At 63.4% G+C, this 15,345-nt stretch carries 11 protein-coding genes; 3 read left to right on the forward strand and 8 right to left on the reverse strand.

Features of this window, described 5'->3' with window-relative positions:
- Positions 1 to 150: 150 nt before the first annotated feature.
- On the reverse strand, positions 151 to 615 hold the full coding sequence (locus ASU33_RS04195; protein WP_059068530.1) for a hypothetical protein: 465 nt from the start codon (positions 613 to 615) through the stop codon (positions 151 to 153).
- A 266-nt stretch (positions 616 to 881) separates the two neighbouring features.
- On the opposite strand from ASU33_RS04195, the gene ASU33_RS04200 reads away from it, so the two are divergent.
- The 3 genes from ASU33_RS04200 to ASU33_RS04210 all read left to right on the forward strand — a co-directional run bounded on the left by ASU33_RS04200 (position 882) and on the right by ASU33_RS04210 (position 6,118).
- Positions 882 to 3,755, forward strand: a complete 2,874-nt coding sequence (locus ASU33_RS04200) for a TonB-dependent receptor (RefSeq protein ID WP_059068531.1) — start codon at positions 882 to 884, stop codon at positions 3,753 to 3,755.
- A gap of 42 nt (positions 3,756 to 3,797) precedes the next feature.
- Positions 3,798 to 5,231, forward strand: coding sequence for a beta-helix domain-containing protein (locus tag ASU33_RS04205; protein ID WP_059068533.1), 1,434 nt, complete (start codon positions 3,798 to 3,800; stop codon positions 5,229 to 5,231).
- 83 nt (positions 5,232 to 5,314) lie between these two features.
- Positions 5,315 to 6,118 carry a hypothetical protein gene (locus ASU33_RS04210; RefSeq protein WP_059068536.1) on the forward strand — a complete coding sequence of 268 codons (804 nt, stop codon included), beginning with the start codon at positions 5,315 to 5,317 and terminating at the stop codon, positions 6,116 to 6,118.
- A 402-nt stretch (positions 6,119 to 6,520) separates the two neighbouring features.
- On the opposite strand, the gene ASU33_RS04215 is transcribed toward ASU33_RS04210, so the two are convergent.
- From ASU33_RS04215 to ASU33_RS04245, 7 genes are all read right to left on the reverse strand, one after another.
- Entirely contained in the window at positions 6,521 to 7,387 is an 867-nt protein-coding gene (locus ASU33_RS04215) for an SDR family oxidoreductase (RefSeq protein WP_059068538.1), read from the reverse strand.
- A 32-nt stretch (positions 7,388 to 7,419) separates the two neighbouring features.
- Positions 7,420 to 8,196, reverse strand: coding sequence for an NADPH-dependent F420 reductase (locus ASU33_RS04220; RefSeq protein ID WP_059068541.1), 777 nt, complete (start codon positions 8,194 to 8,196; stop codon positions 7,420 to 7,422).
- 56 nt (positions 8,197 to 8,252) lie between these two features.
- On the reverse strand, positions 8,253 to 8,534 hold the full coding sequence (locus tag ASU33_RS04225; protein WP_059068543.1) for an ArsR/SmtB family transcription factor: 282 nt from the start codon (positions 8,532 to 8,534) through the stop codon (positions 8,253 to 8,255).
- A gap of 62 nt (positions 8,535 to 8,596) precedes the next feature.
- Complete coding sequence (locus ASU33_RS04230; RefSeq protein ID WP_059068546.1) at positions 8,597 to 9,313, reverse strand: nitroreductase; 717 nt, start codon at positions 9,311 to 9,313, stop codon at positions 8,597 to 8,599.
- Positions 9,314 to 9,371: 58 nt separating this feature from the next.
- Positions 9,372 to 10,802 (reverse strand): efflux transporter outer membrane subunit, encoded by a 1,431-nt coding sequence (locus ASU33_RS04235; protein ID WP_078062869.1) that lies wholly within the window; start codon positions 10,800 to 10,802, stop codon positions 9,372 to 9,374.
- A gap of 4 nt (positions 10,803 to 10,806) precedes the next feature.
- Positions 10,807 to 13,992 carry an efflux RND transporter permease subunit gene (locus ASU33_RS04240; RefSeq protein WP_059068547.1) on the reverse strand — a complete coding sequence of 1,062 codons (3,186 nt, stop codon included), beginning with the start codon at positions 13,990 to 13,992 and terminating at the stop codon, positions 10,807 to 10,809.
- Between the two features lie 12 nt (positions 13,993 to 14,004).
- Complete coding sequence (locus tag ASU33_RS04245) at positions 14,005 to 15,159, reverse strand: efflux RND transporter periplasmic adaptor subunit (protein ID WP_059068549.1); 1,155 nt, start codon at positions 15,157 to 15,159, stop codon at positions 14,005 to 14,007.
- Positions 15,160 to 15,345 lie beyond the last annotated feature (186 nt).

The raw sequence follows: 15,345 nt of genomic DNA on the forward strand, positions 1-15,345 counted from the left end.
CCTTTTTAATTAGTTCATGCTCACTACGTGACCCGGCGGGCATTGCCCGCCGGGTCAGTGGCTTGGGGGAGCTTAGGTTGCCTAGCCGGAAAATACGGGTCCGACGGGCGCGACGTCGAAGCGCATTTGCCCCTTGGGCGGCACAATGTCTTAGCCGGGGTTAGCTGCGGGCCGCTTACGGCTGCGGCGGACGGGAACCGGGGTGGGAGGCGTGGCGGGGCCTTCAGCCGCGGAAGCGACCTCCTCCGGAACCAGGGACTGCTCAGCCCGGCTTTTTTCCTGCCGGGCCCGCAGCTTGGCTGCCTTGTCGGCCAGTTCGGCGGCGCTTTGCTGCAGGCGATCGGCCGAGCGATCGTCGGCGGGCGCATCCTCGCCCAGGTAGGTGTTAACTACGCCCAGCAGCTCCTCGGTCAGCCGCTGCCGCGCGGCCTGGGGCCCGGCCTTGGCTTCGCGCCGGGCCAGCTTGGCTTGCTGCAGCTGAATCTGTTCAGCTAATCGGCGAATGGCCTTGGCCACGCCCCGGGGCACGTCCCCGCCGGCGGGGGTTATGGGTTGGATTAGCGGCGACAGGCAACTGAGCAGGTCAGCCAAGAGCTCTTTCTTTTTAGTTGACATAGGTGTGGGGGGTAGCTTGGGCGGTGCGGCATAGCCGACCGCAGGGCAAGATTACGCAATCGCCAAGCCCTTCCGGTTAAGCCAGGATTAAGGGAACCCGGCAATCACCAGACTGCTTAGCAAAATTATTCCGGTTACTAAACCCAACTGTATGACAATCAGGCATATGAATTTATAAGTTGCGCTGTTTTATTAATGGTTTGGTAATGCTGGCGACACGCTCAAGCAACACTGTCCGGGGAATTTTGCGGCATAGTTTCTTGATCATGGTACAGCAATTTTCCCGGGCCACCTTGGCCGCCCTGCTGGTGTCGGGCAGCAGCGTAGCCGCCGTCGCCCAAACCGGAACCATCAAAGGCACCATCCGGGACGAGGCAACTCAGGAGCCGGTTATCGGAGCCAGCATCGGCGTCGCCGGAACCACCATCGGCACCGCTACGGACCTGGATGGTAACTTCACGCTGACCAAGATTCCAGCCGGAACCCACTCGCTGGTAGTGTCCTACATCTCCTACGAAAAGAAAACCCTGCCGGGACTGGTCGTTGAACCGGGCAGGGTGGTGGTGGTCAACACCGGCCTGAAAAGCGCTTCTTCCCAGATCGCGGAAGTTGTCGTCACCGGCCAGCGCCAGACGTACACGGACATCGCCGTAATCAGCGAGGTGCGCAATGCCCAGCTCGTAGCCTCCGGGGTATCCTCCGAGCAGATCGTCAAGTCCCAGGACCGGGACGCCGCCCAGATCGCTCGTCGCGTGCCCGGCGTGTCCATCCAGGACAACCGCTTCGTGCTGGTGCGTGGCCTGACCCAGCGCTACAACGCCGTTATGCTCAACGACGTGCTCACTCCCAGCTCGGAAGTGGACACCCGTGCCTTTGCCTTCGACATGGTGCCCAGCAACGTGATCGACCGCATGCTCATCTTCAAGTCCGGCTCGGCCGAGCTCCCCGGCGACTTTGCCGGCGGGGTAATCAAGCTGTACACCAAGCGGGCCCCGGCGGAGAACTTTGCCAACTTCAGCCTGGCGGGCGGCTACCGCGCCGGCACGAGCCTGCAGACCGTGCAGCAGTACCAGGGGGGCAAGTATGACTGGCTGGGCGTAGACTCGGGCAAGCGCACCATTCCCGATAACTGGCCCGACCGCCTAAGCGACGAGTACTCCGCCCCGCTGCGCGCCGCCTTCGGGCGGCAGCTGCCCAACCGCTGGCAGGTGCGCTCCCGCACCGCCGCCCCGGATTTGCGCTTAAGCTTTAACCTGGGCCGCCGTTTTGACCTCGGTCCCCTCGAGGCCGGTACGCTGACCAGCCTGAACTACGGCAACTACCACGTGGCCAACACGGCGCGGCTTAAGTTTTTCGAAAACGGCCAGGACCGCAACCAGCTGGCTTCCTACTACGATGACCACGTCTACAACAACGAAGTGCGGCTGGGGCTGGTGCAGAACTTCTGGCTGCGTCTGAACCCGCGCCACACCTTCGAGTTCAAGAACCTGTTCAACCAGCTGGGCGCGGCCGAAACGGTAGTGCGGGAAGGCCAGGACATCACCCAGACCAGCAACGACGTGCGCGCTTACTCCCAGCGCTTTGAAAGCCGGAGCATCTACTCCGGCCAGCTGCTGGGCACCCACGAGCTGGGCAACGACAAAACCTCGGTTAACTGGGCGGCGGGCTTTGCCTACACCCACCGCACCGAGCCAGACTGGCGCCGGGTGCGCTACATCCGCCCCATCGGCGGCATCAACGGCGACGGCAGCCCGGCCCCCTACGGCGTTTCCACCCCGGCCGACCCCAGCCTGACCGAATCAGGGCGCTACTTCTCCAAGCTCAACGAGCGGGTCAGCACCCTGGCCGTGAACCTGGTGCACGCATTCACCGGCGACAGCACCCGGGAGGAAGGCGGCATCAAGCTGAAAGCCGGCCTCTACGCCGAGCGCAAGGACCGCGACTTCAACGCCCGCTTTTTCGGCTACACCAGCGTCGGCAACACCAGCGTCATCCGCACGCTGCCGGTCGGGGAGGTGTTCGCCCCGGAAAACCTGACCGGGCAGCCGGGCTTCTTTACCCTGGAGGAAGGAACCGACCCAAACGACTCCTACTCGGCTCTTAACAACCAGCTCGCCGGCTACGCGAGCCTGACGGTACCGGTGGGCAAGTTTACCGGCACGGCCGGCCTGCGCGCCGAGCTCAACGACCAGCAGGTAAGCAGCGCCCTGCGGGGTGGGGGCCTCACCAACGGCGGCCGCCGCGTGCTCTCGCCGCTGCCCTCGCTGAACGTGGCCTACAACCTCAGCGACCGCGCCCTGGTGCGGGCGGCCTACGCGGCGACCATCAACCGCCCGGAGTTCCGCGAGCTGGCGCCCTTCCGCTTCTACGACTTCAACCTCAACGCCGACATTCAAGGCAACTACGACCTGAGAACGGCCCGGGTCCAGAACCTGGATCTGCGCTGGGAGCTCTACCCCAGCACCGGGGAATCTGTTTCAATCGGGGCCTTCTACAAGCGCTTCCGCAACCCGATTGAAAACTACCTGCTCACCACCGCTACCGGCGCAAACTCCCTGAGCTACGCTTTCGTGAACACGCAGTCCGCCCAGAACTACGGGGTGGAGGTAGAAGTGCGCAAGTCGCTGAGCACGCTGACCAGCCTGCCCTGGCTGCAGCGCTTCTCGCTCGTGGGCAACGCCTCCTACATCTTCAGCCGCATCGATTTGGGCGAAGTGGTTAACGTACCGGACGCGAGCGGCCGGGTGACCCCGCAAAACGTAAGCGACACGCAGACCCGGCGCCGTCCTCTGCAAAACCAGTCGCCCTACCTGATCAACCTCGGCGCCTACTACGCCAACGAGGAGCGCGGCACCCAGGTCTCGCTGCTTTACAACGTAGCCGGCCCGCGCATCTACGCCGTGGGCACGGTGGTCAACCCCACCGTTTTCGAAGCCTCGCGCAACGTGCTGGACCTGGTCGCTACCAAGCGCCTGGCCAAGCACTGGGAGCTGCGCGCCGCCTGGCAGGACATCTTCAACCAGCCCGTGCGCCTGGCCCAGGACAGCAACCGCGACGGCAAGTTCACCAGTGGGGACCAGACCGTGCGCACTTTCCGCCGGGGCTCCAACACCACCCTGGGCTTGACCTTCAGCTGGTAAGCGCCCCGGCTTTCCCCCGTCATCCATCTACCCTTTTCGCTTATGCAACGTTTCCCTAAGCTGCTGCTGCTGGCTATGCTGGCGGCAGCAACCGGCACCTCATTGACCAGCTGCGAGGACAACAACGACAACGCCCCGGGCGTCGAGCAGCCCAGCGGCCCGACCGACTCAGCGGGCCGGGTAATCCTAAGCGGAGAGATCACCGCCAGCCGAACCCTGAAGGCAAGCGAAAAGTACCTGCTGCAGGGCTTCGTGTACGTCCGCAGCGGCGCCACCCTGACCATTGAGCCCGGCACGAAGATCTTCGGCGACCAGGCCAGCAAGGGCACGCTCATCATCGACAAGGGGGCCAGGATCCAAGCGGTGGGCACCGCCGCCAACCCCATCGTGTTCACCTCGGCCAAAGCCCCGGGCACGCGCAACTACGGCGACTGGGGCGGGGTGGTGCTGATCGGCTCCGCGCCAATCAACCAATCCCTGAGCACCCAGCCCGAGGGCGGCATCGGCGGCACTTTCGGCGGCACCAACCCGACCGATAATTCCGGCACGCTCAAGTACGTGCGCATCGAGTTCGCCGGCATTCCCCTCTCGTCCGGCGCCAACAGCGAAATCAACGGCCTGACCCTCTACGGAGTGGGCTCGGGCACGCAGATTGACTACGTGCAGGTGTCTTACTCCGGTGACGACTCCTTTGAGTGGTTTGGCGGCACGGCCAACGCCAAGCACCTGGTGGCCTTCCGCGGCTTCGACGATGACTTCGACACCGACTTTGGCTTCACGGGCAAGGTGCAGTACGCCCTGTCCCTGCGCGACCCGCAGTACGCCGACCAATCGGGTTCGAACGGCTTTGAGTCGGACAACTTCAACCCCGGCACCCCGGCCACCGGCGACAACGCCGGCCTGCCCCTGACGGCGCCGGTGTTCAGCAACGTAAGCGTGTTTGTAACCGGCGGTACGCCGCCGGCCAGCCAGCAGTCCGGCAGCGGGGTCTACCAATCGGCCCTGCACCTGCGCCGCAACACGGCCATCAGCATCTTCAACGCCGTATTCGTCGGCTACCCCGAGGGCCTGCGCCTCGACGGCACCCCAACCTGGGCCAACCTGCGCGGCGGGGAGCTGGACCTGCGCGGCGTCACCCTGGCTAACGTGACCCGGCCGCTGCGCGCGGCCAACAATACTACCGGTGATGCCTTCACCGACAGCGACGTGGAAAACTGGTTTAACGGTGCCGGCAAAAACAACGCCGTGGTCAGCGCCGCCAACCTCGGTACCCTGGGCCTGAATGCCGCTCAGTTCACCCTGAACGCGCCGGGTTTGCTGCTGCAGGGCAGCTCCCCGCTGCTCACCGGGGCGGTGTTCACGGGCAAGGCCAGCGACGCCTTCTTTGACAAGGTTAGCTACCGCGGTGCCTTCGGCGCCAGCGACAACTGGGCCCAGGGCTGGACCAACTTCGATCCGCAGAATACCGTCTACTAACCCGCGCCATCGGCCGCAAAGAAAAAACCGGGGCTGCTGTTCAGCCCCGGTTTTTTTGGCCCGTCTGCTTACGTTTCACCTTTATGCTGCGACTGCTGGTGTTGGTGGCCGCCGATCAGCCCCCGGCCTACCTGGCAACCTATTTCCGTTGGCTTACTGCTCCCGCGGGCGGGCGGGCGGTTGTGCTGCCGCTGCCAACCGATCTGGAGCCGCTAAGTAACCCGCTGCGCGCTTCCGCGGCTTTGAAAGAGGCTTTTGCCGGGGAGCCGGCCGGGACGGCGCAGGTGGCAGACTGGCCGGCGGGACTGCCGTTCATGACCGCGCTGCAGTACTTGCTTGAGCAGCACCGGGCCAGTGCAATCGTGCTGGGCAGCCCCTTCACCGGCCAGACGATGGCGGCGAAAGTAGAGCTTACGCCGACGCTGAGCATACTGGTGCGCCCGCCTTGTCCCGTCCTGGTCATGCCGCTCGGAAAGAGCTTTGCCGGGCAGCCGTCGCGAGCCGTGCTGGCCGTTAGCAACGGCCGGGCACTGGTGCACCCATGGATTGGGGCCACCGCCCGGGATCTGCTGCGGGGCTGGAGCCCCGGCATTCGCCTGCTGCAGCTCAGTACCCTGCGTTGCCGCGCGGCCGTCGGCGAGCCCGCCTGCGTGTGGAAAACCGTGCTGCCGGAAAAGTCGGGCTTGCCCCCCCTGGAGGCGCAGGCCGCCCAGCCCGGCAAGCGGGTGGAGGGCCTGCTTGCCACGGCGGAGCACCAGCAGGCCGGCCTGCTGGTGCTGCTGCTCCGCGCGCGGGACCAGACGCACCTGCCGCTTACCCGGCGCGATACCATCCACGTTGCCCTCCAGGCCCCGGTACCAACCCTGCTGCTGCCCACGCTGCCATAAAACGGTCCATTCCTCGCTGCCCAGTGAAATGACGACTAAGCACGGTCAAAAGTAACGCACGTATAATGTCGCATTAAAGCCCAGCACCCAGCTGCGCCGGAATTTTGCCGGTAGTGAAGTGAATGCCCGTAGGTGCTTGCGCGACGCTTTTGCCCGGACCTTTCTGCCTTACCTCCGCAGCGCAGACGCGCCGCGGCAGCTTTCCGAAAGTGCGCAGCGTCAGATACTGTGTTCGAAAGCAAATAAAAAACCTAGCCCTTCGGCTAGGTTAGTGTAAAGTGAGTGACGGCTAATGGGTGAAGAATAGCTGGTACTGGCCGCCTCGATTCGGTCCGTTTTTTTCAGTGTTCGAGTTAAATATTTGGTCCGAACTTTTACCCAGCCTCCCCCTTCCACCCTGAATTAGTCAGCATGCGCGAGTCCGGTCGATAGCTCACTAAAAGCCGTGGCGTCGGCGATGAGTTGCCGTCCTTTGGCGGTAATGCCCTCGACCGCATCTGTGCCGGCGACCCAGCGCTTGGGCGGTTGCTCCATATCCACGACCGTGACGAACACCGCCGCCAGCTTCTTCCGGTCGCCCGGCTCGTTCCCGTTGAACGCCTTTACGCTGGCAGTACTTTGTTCGGTGGCTTCCGCGTAGTCCTCGATGGCAATATCGGGGAAGACCGTGCGGCCGCGGTCTTTCGGGGGCTTGGTACGGAAGGCCCCCGGCTCGACAATGGTGGTAGTGATACCAAAGGGCGCTACTTCAGGTGCCAAGGATTCCATCCACCCTTCCAGCGCAAACTTCGAGGCCGAGAAGATGGAAACGAAGGGCGCGCCCACGATGCCCAGCAGGGCACTGACGGTGACGACATGCCCGCTACGCTGCGCCCGCATCACCGGCAGGACTGCCCGGGTGATGTTAAGCGTCCCGAAGAAGTTGACTTCCATCTGGGCTCGCACCTGCTCCGGGGACAGCGTCTCGAAAAAGCCGGTGTAGAACCGGCCGGCGTTGTTAATCAGCACGTCGATGCGCCCAAAACGGTCCAGGGCCTGGCCAACGGCGGCATCGACTGCCGCCAGGTCGGTAACGTCTAGAGGAAGCGGGAGCAACCGCTCGTGCTCCCCGACCTCATCCGTCACCGCGGCGGCGTCACGGGCAGTGGCCACGACGTAGTGCCCCGCTTCCAGCGCGGCCGTGACCAAGTCGCTGCCGATGCCGCGCCCTGCGCCGGTGACAAACCAGACCTTCTGACCCGGCAGGGCCTCTTTTTCCTGTGTGCTCATGATGTTGTCCTTTTTTTATCTACGTGTTACGTTCAACGTCCGCTCTGGTGCTGCTGGGCGTTCTGCAGGACCGAGCGCTCGATGGCCACGATGGCTTTGTGCGTCCGTTCAACCTCGGGTAGCCGAAAAATCTCCGTGAAAACCCGCTCGCGCTCCTGGGCCATCACGTCTGGGTTGGCCAGGGCCAGCGCTTTCACCAGCTCCGGAGCCGTGAGTTCGGTGCAATAGGCGGGCGTGCCGGGCTGCTGTCGCCAGGAGTCGGCCAGGCTGCCGGCGTCCACCGCGTCAAAACCAATGTCGTTGCTCAGCGTCGTGAGCACCTGCTTGGCCCGCTGGTCGTCGCCGGCCAGGGCTAGGGCCAGGCGGCCGGGCGTGCCAGGGGGCGTGCCGCCGGTGGCAATCGTCTCGGCCAGCAGGTTATTGAGGAACTTGGTAACGGGGCGGCCCAATTGCTCCGCCACCCACAGGCCCTCCACCTGGCCCTGCTCCAGCGCCTCGATGCGGCCGTCGCGGAAGGGGATGTAGTTGCCGGTGTCCGCCACAATGACGTCGGCGGGCAAGGACCGGAACAGGTCTTGCAGGTCTTGGGGCAGGGCCGCCAGCACGTTGAAGTTCAAGCTGGAAACCAACACATCGACGCCTTGTCCGACTTCTTGTAGGGTGGCGGGGGCAGCGCCCAGCGCCTGCGCCATGCGGGCCAATTCCTCCGGCGGGCGAGTATTGGTCACTTTTACCTGGTGGCCGGCGGCAACTAAGTGCTTGGCTAGGGGAGCACCGACGAAACCGATGCCAATGATGCCGATTTTCATGGGAGTAAGAAGTAAGTGAAACAGTTAGTGAGTGGGTGCAACGGCTGCCGTCGTGGTCACGAATGAGGCTTTAGCCCTTGTAGAAAGCTTTCCAGTTCTTGCAGCTTGATAGGATTGATGACCAGGTATACACAGCGCCCTTCCTTGCGCGACTCGACCAGGCCCGACTCGACCAGGGCTTTGACGTGCTGCGACATGGAGGGCTGGCTGATGGGCACCAGCTCGAAGAGCTGAGCGCAGCCTACTTGCTGGCTGCTCTGGGCGATGCCTTGCAGCAGGTGCAGGCGGTTGGGGTCGCTCAGGGACTTGGCGAGCTTAACTAAGGACGTGGTATTCACAAGAAAGGGGTGGGAAGATAGCGAGAGGGGTACGCAGCGGCAGCGGGGCCACGCCCTGGGCGTTAGCTGTGAAAAACGACCGAGTTGGTCAGCGGGTCGCGGCGCGACTCGCGGTAGTAGTGCAAGGCAGTAGGGTCGACGTAGCCAAACGAGATGCCGAACAGGAGCTTCAGTTCGGCCGGTACGTGCAGTACTTCCCGGATGGTAGCGGCGAAGTAGCCCAGCGCCGTTTGCGGCACGCCCCCTAGCCCGTGGTCGGTCAGCGACAGCAAAAACGTTTGGCCATACATGCCGACGTCGCCTGCCACGCGCACATTATCCCCGACCGAGGGCATGAACAAAAACGCCGCCTGGGGTGCCCCGAAAAACGTGTAGTTCAGCTCAGCGGCGGCCCGGCGCCCGGCCTCGTCTTCGCGCGCCACGCCCAGGCTGCCATAATAGTGCTTGCCCTCCTCCTGCGCCCGCTCCTGAAAACGGCCGCGAAAATCGCTCATAGCAAAGGAAAAATCGGGCGTGTGGTGGCCGGCAGCATTGGCCGCTAGAATGGCGGCTGACAGCTCCTGTAGTTTAGCGCCCGTCACGATGTGCGTCACCCAGGGCTGGGTGTTGGAGTTGGAGGGAGCCTGCTGGGCATCGTCCAGCACCGCGTTGATGACATCAGCCGGTACCGGCTTGGGCAAAAACTTTCGGTACGAGGTGCGCAGGCGCACGACCTCCTGAAAGGAGTGGCCGGCGCGTTCGGACGGGCGGGCGTTTTCGGCTAGCATGGGAGTTTCCATAAAGTAGGTTCAATGAGTTCCGGTAAGAAAAGGAGAACTGGCGGGTGGCTGGTTCAACCTACTGCCAGCCGCCCCCCACGGCCCGGTACAGCTCCACGTTGGCTTCGAGCTGGGTGCGCTTGAGCGAGGCCAACTCCAGCTCGCTTTGCAGGGCGTTGCTTTGGGCCGTGATGACTTCGAGGTAGCTCGCCAGGCCGCTGCCGAACAGCAGGTTGGCGTTCTTGGTGGCCTCACGCAGCGTCCACACGCGGTCGGTGGCCAGGACCTGTTGGGTCTGGGTGCGCTCGACCTGCCCGAGGGCATCCGACACCTCGCTCACGGCCACCAGCACCTGCTGCCGGAACTGGATGACGGTCCGCTCCCGCTCAATCTGGGCCTGCTGGTACTGGGTGCGCAAGGCCCCACGCTGAAACAGCGGCTGCGTGAGTCCCCCGAAGGCGGTACCGAACAGGGAAGCCGGCAAACTAAACCAGTTGCTGGCCTGAAAAGCGTTTAGGCCGCCTTGGGCCGTGATGGTCAGCGCGGGGTAGAGCTGGGCCTTGGTGTAGCCCACCGTGGCATTGGCGCGGTCCAAGGCCAGCTCGGCGCTGCGCACATCGGGCCGCCGGGCCAGGAGCGCGGCTGGCACCCCGGCCGCGGCCACCACGGGCACCTGCAGAGCCAGCAGGTTGCCGGTGCGGCGGATGTCGCCAGGCAGGCGCCCGGCCAGGATGCTCAGGGCGTCTTCCTGCACCGTGATGGCCTGCTCCAGTTGCGGCACAAGCCCGGCCGCCGTCAGGCGCTGCGCTTCCACCTGCTGCACGGCCAGAACCGTGACCTGACCCGCCGTGAATTGAAGCCGAGTGAAGCGCAAGGTGCTGTCAGTGAGGGCCACGTTGCGCCGGGCTACTTCCAATTGGGTATCCAGCATCAGCAGGTTGTAGTAGCCCTGGGCCACTTGCGCCACCACCTGGGTTTGCACGGCCTTGCGGGCTTCCTGACTTTGCAGGTAGGCCGCCAGGGCTTCCTGCTTGCGGCTGCGGATTTTGCCCCAGATGTCGGCTTCCCAGCTTAGGGCCGCCGCCAAGTTGTAGTCCTCGATGTGCTTGGCCCCGAGAAACTGGGTGAGGGAAATGCCGTTCAAGCTGTTGCCCGAAGGCCGGTTGGTGGTCACGCCCGCTTGTAGCGTGGCGGCCGGCAGGTAGGCCAGGCGAGCCTGCCGGAGGGTGGCCTGGGCCGAGGCGATGTTCTGGATGGCCAGCTGCAAGTCGTTGTTGCGCACAGTGGCGCTGTCGAGTAACTGCTGCAAGGCCGGCTCGGTGAAGAAGCTCCGCCACGGCAGGCTCCCTACTGAGGTCGTATCCGCGTTTGGGGCGGTGCGGTACGTGGCCGGCAAGGGCAACGTGGGCAACGGCACGTCTTTCGAGACCTTACACGAGGCGGCCAGGACCAGCAGAGAAACGAGCCCCAGCGCCAGGCGGCGCCAGGGGGTAGTAGAAATAGTAGTCATGGGGTTAACTAGCTGTGGCGTGGGCCAGCACCCGGGCCGGCTCGGCCGGGGCGGGGTGGGGCATGCCACTGAGGCGCTCGTTCAAACGTTGGAAAATCACGAATAGCAGCGGGATGAAAAACAAACCCAGCAGCACGCCCGTGAGCATGCCACCGGCGGCCCCGATGCTGATGGAGTGGTTGCCTTGCGCTGAAGGGCCCTGCGCGCCCATCATGGGTAGCATACCGGCTATAAAGGCCAGCGAGGTCATCAGGATGGGGCGTAGGCGCGAGGCCGAGGCATTCAGGGCGGCCCGCACTAGCGGCTCGCCCGCGTGGCGACGCTGCAGGGCAAACTCCACGATAAGGATGGCGTTCTTGGCCAGCAGGCCGATGAGCATAATCAGAGCCACCTGCACGTAGATGTTGTTGGTGATACCGGCAAAGCCGATGGCGGCAAACACGCCTACCATGCCCGCCGGCAGCGAGAGCAGCACGGCAAACGGCAGAATGTAGCTTTCATACTGGGCCGCCAGCAGGAAGTACACGAACACCAGGCACATCAGAAAGACGACGGTCGACTGACTGCCCGACGAAGTTTCCTCGCGGGTCAGACCCGAAAACTCGTAGGTGTAGCCCGAGGGCAGGTGCCGCGCGGCCACTGCCTCCACCGCCCGAATGGCGTCGCCGGAGCTGTAGCCCGGCTTAGGCACGGCATTGATGGTCAGGGAATTGAAAAGATTGAAGCGCGAGGCCGTTTCCGGCCCGAACACCCGCTTAAGGCGCACCAGTGTGCGTAGGGGCACCATCTCGCCCCGGTCGTTTTTCACGAAGGCCCCGTTGAGCGCCGTCAGGTCGGCCCGGTTGCCCTGTTCGGCCTGCACAATCACGCGGTAATACTTGCCGAAGCGATTGAAGTCCGAGGCCTGGGCGCTGCCGAAGTAGGCCTGCATGGTTTGCAGTACGGCTTTCACGCTCACGCCCAACTGGGCCGCTTTCACCTCGTCTACCTCGGCTTCCAACTGCGGGAAGTCGGCCCGGAAGGAGGTGAAGGCGACGCCAATGGCGGGCTGCTTCATCAGCTCGCCGATAAACTCTTGCCCCACCTGCCCAAGTTTAGGCAGCGGGCCGCCATTCCGGTCTTGCAACACCATTTCCAGGCCTTCCACGTTGCCGAAGCCCGGCACGGTGGGCGTGGTAAACACGAAGGTATCGGCTCCTTTAATCGCCGCCGCCTTTTCGCGCATGGTCGCCATAATGGCGTTGATGTCCTGCACTGCTCCGCGCTCCTGGATGGGCTTGAGGATGACGAACAGGGTAATAGCCGACGAGCTGCTTGATGAGGTCAGAATGTTGAAGCCCGAGAGCAGATTGATTTTGTCGACGGCCGGCATAGCCAGCAGTTGCTGCTCAATCTGCTGGGCAATCTGGTTGGAGCGGTCCAGGGACGAGCCCGCCGGCAGCGCCATCGAGATGGCCACAAAGCCCTGGTCTTCGGAGGGGATAAAGGCCGAGGGCGTGCGCTTGGCCAGCCAGCCGGTGAGCACAACTACCAGCACCAGGCTACTCAGGCCCACCCACTTGTGGCGCACCAGAAACTTGATGCTGCCTACGTAGCGGTCGGTGAGCCGCTCGAAGCTGCGGTTGAAGCCGGCAAAAAAGCGGATCTTGAACGTGCTGGGCGTGGGGTGCTCCCCGTCGTGCTCGTGCGGGCTATGCTTGAGAAACAGGGCCGCCAGAGCCGGGCTCAGCGTCAGCGCGTTCACGGCCGAGATGAGAATGGCAATGGCCATCGTAAAGGCAAACTGCCGGTAGAATACCCCGGTCGAACCTTCCAGAAAGCCCACCGGCAGGAACACGGCAGCCATGACCAGGGTAATCGAAATAATGGCCCCGGTAATCTCGCTCATGGCGCTGGTGGTGGCTGATTTCACCGAGTGGCCGCCCTCTTCGAGCTTGCTGTGCACGGCCTCGACCACCACAATGGCATCATCGACCACGATGCCAATGGCCAGCACCAGGGCAAAGAGGGTGAGCAGGTTAATGGAAAAGCCCACCAACTGCATGAAGAAGAACGTGCCCACGATGGCCACCGGCACGGCAATGGCCGGAATCAGGGTGGAGCGGAAATCCTGCAGGAACAGGTACACCACCAGAAACACCAGGATGAAGGCCTCGATGAGGGTGTGTTCCACTTGCTCGATGGAGGCGTCCAGCGCCGTTTTGGTGCTGTACATCGTTTGCTGCTTGATACCCTTGGGCAGGTTTTTTTCCAGCTTCTGCATGGTCTTCGCCACGGCAATCTGCAGCTCGTTGGCATTGGAGCCCGCTGACTGGAACACCCCGATATTAATGCCCGGCTTACCCGAAACCCGGACGTGGCTGTTATAAGTAGTCGAGCCCAGCTCGACCCGGGCCACGTCCTTGAGGCGCAGCATCGAGCCGTCAGCATTGGCCCGGAGTATCACGTTTTCGTAGTCCAGGGGCTGGGTGCGCTTGCCTTTGAACTTGATGACGTATTCGAACGCTTCCTGGCTGCTTTCGCCCAGGCGACCGGGGGCGGCCTCCAGATTCTTGTCCTGAATGGCAGCCATCACTTCGCCTGGGGTGAGGTTGTAGCTGGCCAACTGGGCTGGCTTGAGCCAGATGCGCATGGAATAGGCGCGGTTGCCGCCGAACAGCGCCGTCGACCCGACGCCCGGAATGCGCTTGAGCTCGGGCACCAGGTTGATTTGGGCGTAGTTGTCCAGAAACGTCTGGTCGTACTGCTTGGGGTCCTCGGAGTAGAGGTTGAGCAGCACGACAAAGCTGGTCTGCTGCTTGGCTACCGTCACGCCCTGCTGCACCACTTCGGCCGGCAGCTGGCTGGTAGCCTGCGCCACGCGGTTCTGCACGTTCACGGCCGCCTGGTCGGGGTCGGTGCCCTGCTGGAAGTTGACGGCGATGACCAGCGAGCCGTCGTTGCTGGCCGTCGAGCTCATGTACATCATGTGCTCGACGCCGTTGATGGACTCTTCCAGCGACGGGGCCACCGAGCGTAGCAGCGTTTCCGCGTTGGCGCCGGGATAAATCGCCGTCACCTGCACCACGGGGGGGGCAATGTCGGGAAACTGCTGGAGCGGTAGCTTCCACAACGCTAGCGCACCCATGATCACCAGCAGAATGGAGATGACGGTCGAGAGGACGGGCCGCTCAATAAATACCTTAAGCATACAAAGAGGAGATTAATTCTGAGCGGCTGAAGCGGTGGACTTGCTCGGCGCGACGGCCACGCTCGGCTGGGTCGGCTGGATGACCTGGCCTTCCTGCAAGTGGTCCACGCCTTGCAGCACGATGCGCTCGCCCTCTTGCAAGCCCTCGCTCACCAGGTAGTTGGCGCCGCTCTTGCCCTGAATGGTGAGGGCCCGGCGGCTGACTTTGTTGCTGTCGCCGAGCGCGTACACGAACACTTTATCCTGCAGCTCGACGGTGGCCGCGACCGGTACCGTAAGCACGCCCGGGTGCGTCATGGCCAGCCGGATGGTGCCCGTGTTGCCCGAGCGCAGCAGACCGTCGGCGTTGGGAAAAGTGGCCCGCAACGTTACGGCGCCCGTCGTGCGGTCAAACTGCCCGGCCACCACGTCCACCTTGCCCTGGGTGGGGTAGGTGCTCTGGTCGGAGAGCACCAGCGTTACCGGGGGCAGGTTGCGAAGCTTTTCGGGTATCGTGCGGCCCGCGTACTGGCGGCGAAAGGTGCTGAAGTCATCCTCCCCCAGGGCGAAATACGTGTGCACCTCGTGCACGTCAGAAAGCTGGGTCAGGGCCTGAGCATCGGTTGGACCGACTAGGCTGCCCTGCTTGGTTTGCAGCCGCCCCAGGTAGCCGCTGACCGGAGCCGTAATGGTAGTGTAACCCAGGTTGATGCGAGCGCTGCGGACCGCCGCCTTGGCGCGCTGCAGATTCGCCTGGGCCACCGTGAGGGCTGCCTGAGCCGTTTGCAGCTGCACCGGCGAGACGACCTTATGTTGCACCAGCGGGGCGTAGCGGTCCACTTCGACCTGGGCGCTGGTCACGGCGCCGGCCGCGGCTTGCTGGGCCGCCAGGGCATTGTTGAGCTGCTCGCGGTAGGGTGCGTCGTTGATTTTAAACAGGGGCTGGCCTTTGCGCACCGCCGCGCCCTCCTCGACTAAGATGCGCTCGAGCACCCCCGTTACCTGCGGCCGGATCTCCACATTCACTACGCCTTCAATCGAGGCCGGGTACTCCTGGTAGGTGGTCTGGGTGCCGGTGCGCACCGGAGCTACCGGCAGGGCTGGCGGAGACAGGGGTTGTTGCGAGGCTTGCGGCTCGGCGCAACCTGCCAGCAGCAGGGTGCCGGCCAACAAAGAAAATACTTTCATGAGAGGGGAGCCCGGCTGACGATAGCGGGCGTGATTGCAGGTGAAAAAGGAAGCGATGAAAGTCCGCAATACATTAACTAATAATTAAGAGATTATGTATAAAGGCAAAAAAAAGCGCCCCGGGGGACAGATAATTAAGAGGCGGCAAAGGTATCAACCATAAATTGATAAGCAAGTGATTATGTA

Origin of the sequence: Solirubrum puertoriconensis, from assembly GCF_001483135.1 — a bacterium.
GTDB lineage: Bacteria > Bacteroidota > Bacteroidia > Cytophagales > Hymenobacteraceae > Solirubrum > Solirubrum puertoriconensis.

What these genes read in the sequence shown, in the direction of transcription:
- ASU33_RS04220 (WP_059068541.1), bottom strand. Translation starts at nt 8,196, where the DNA reads ATGAAAATCGGCATCATTGGCATCGGTTTCGTCGGTGCTCCCCTAGCC.
- ASU33_RS04240 (WP_059068547.1), bottom strand. Translation starts at nt 13,992, where the DNA reads ATGCTTAAGGTATTTATTGAGCGGCCCGTCCTCTCGACCGTCATCTCC.
- ASU33_RS04205 (WP_059068533.1), top strand. Translation starts at nt 3,798, where the DNA reads ATGCAACGTTTCCCTAAGCTGCTGCTGCTGGCTATGCTGGCGGCAGCA.
- ASU33_RS04215 (WP_059068538.1), bottom strand. Translation starts at nt 7,387, where the DNA reads ATGAGCACACAGGAAAAAGAGGCCCTGCCGGGTCAGAAGGTCTGGTTT.
- ASU33_RS04230 (WP_059068546.1), bottom strand. Translation starts at nt 9,313, where the DNA reads ATGGAAACTCCCATGCTAGCCGAAAACGCCCGCCCGTCCGAACGCGCC.
- ASU33_RS04235 (WP_078062869.1), bottom strand. Translation starts at nt 10,802, where the DNA reads ATGACTACTATTTCTACTACCCCCTGGCGCCGCCTGGCGCTGGGGCTC.
- ASU33_RS04210 (WP_059068536.1), top strand. Translation starts at nt 5,315, where the DNA reads ATGCTGCGACTGCTGGTGTTGGTGGCCGCCGATCAGCCCCCGGCCTAC.
- ASU33_RS04195 (WP_059068530.1), bottom strand. Translation starts at nt 615, where the DNA reads ATGTCAACTAAAAAGAAAGAGCTCTTGGCTGACCTGCTCAGTTGCCTG.
- ASU33_RS04245 (WP_059068549.1), bottom strand. Translation starts at nt 15,159, where the DNA reads ATGAAAGTATTTTCTTTGTTGGCCGGCACCCTGCTGCTGGCAGGTTGC.
- ASU33_RS04200 (WP_059068531.1), top strand. Translation starts at nt 882, where the DNA reads ATGGTACAGCAATTTTCCCGGGCCACCTTGGCCGCCCTGCTGGTGTCG.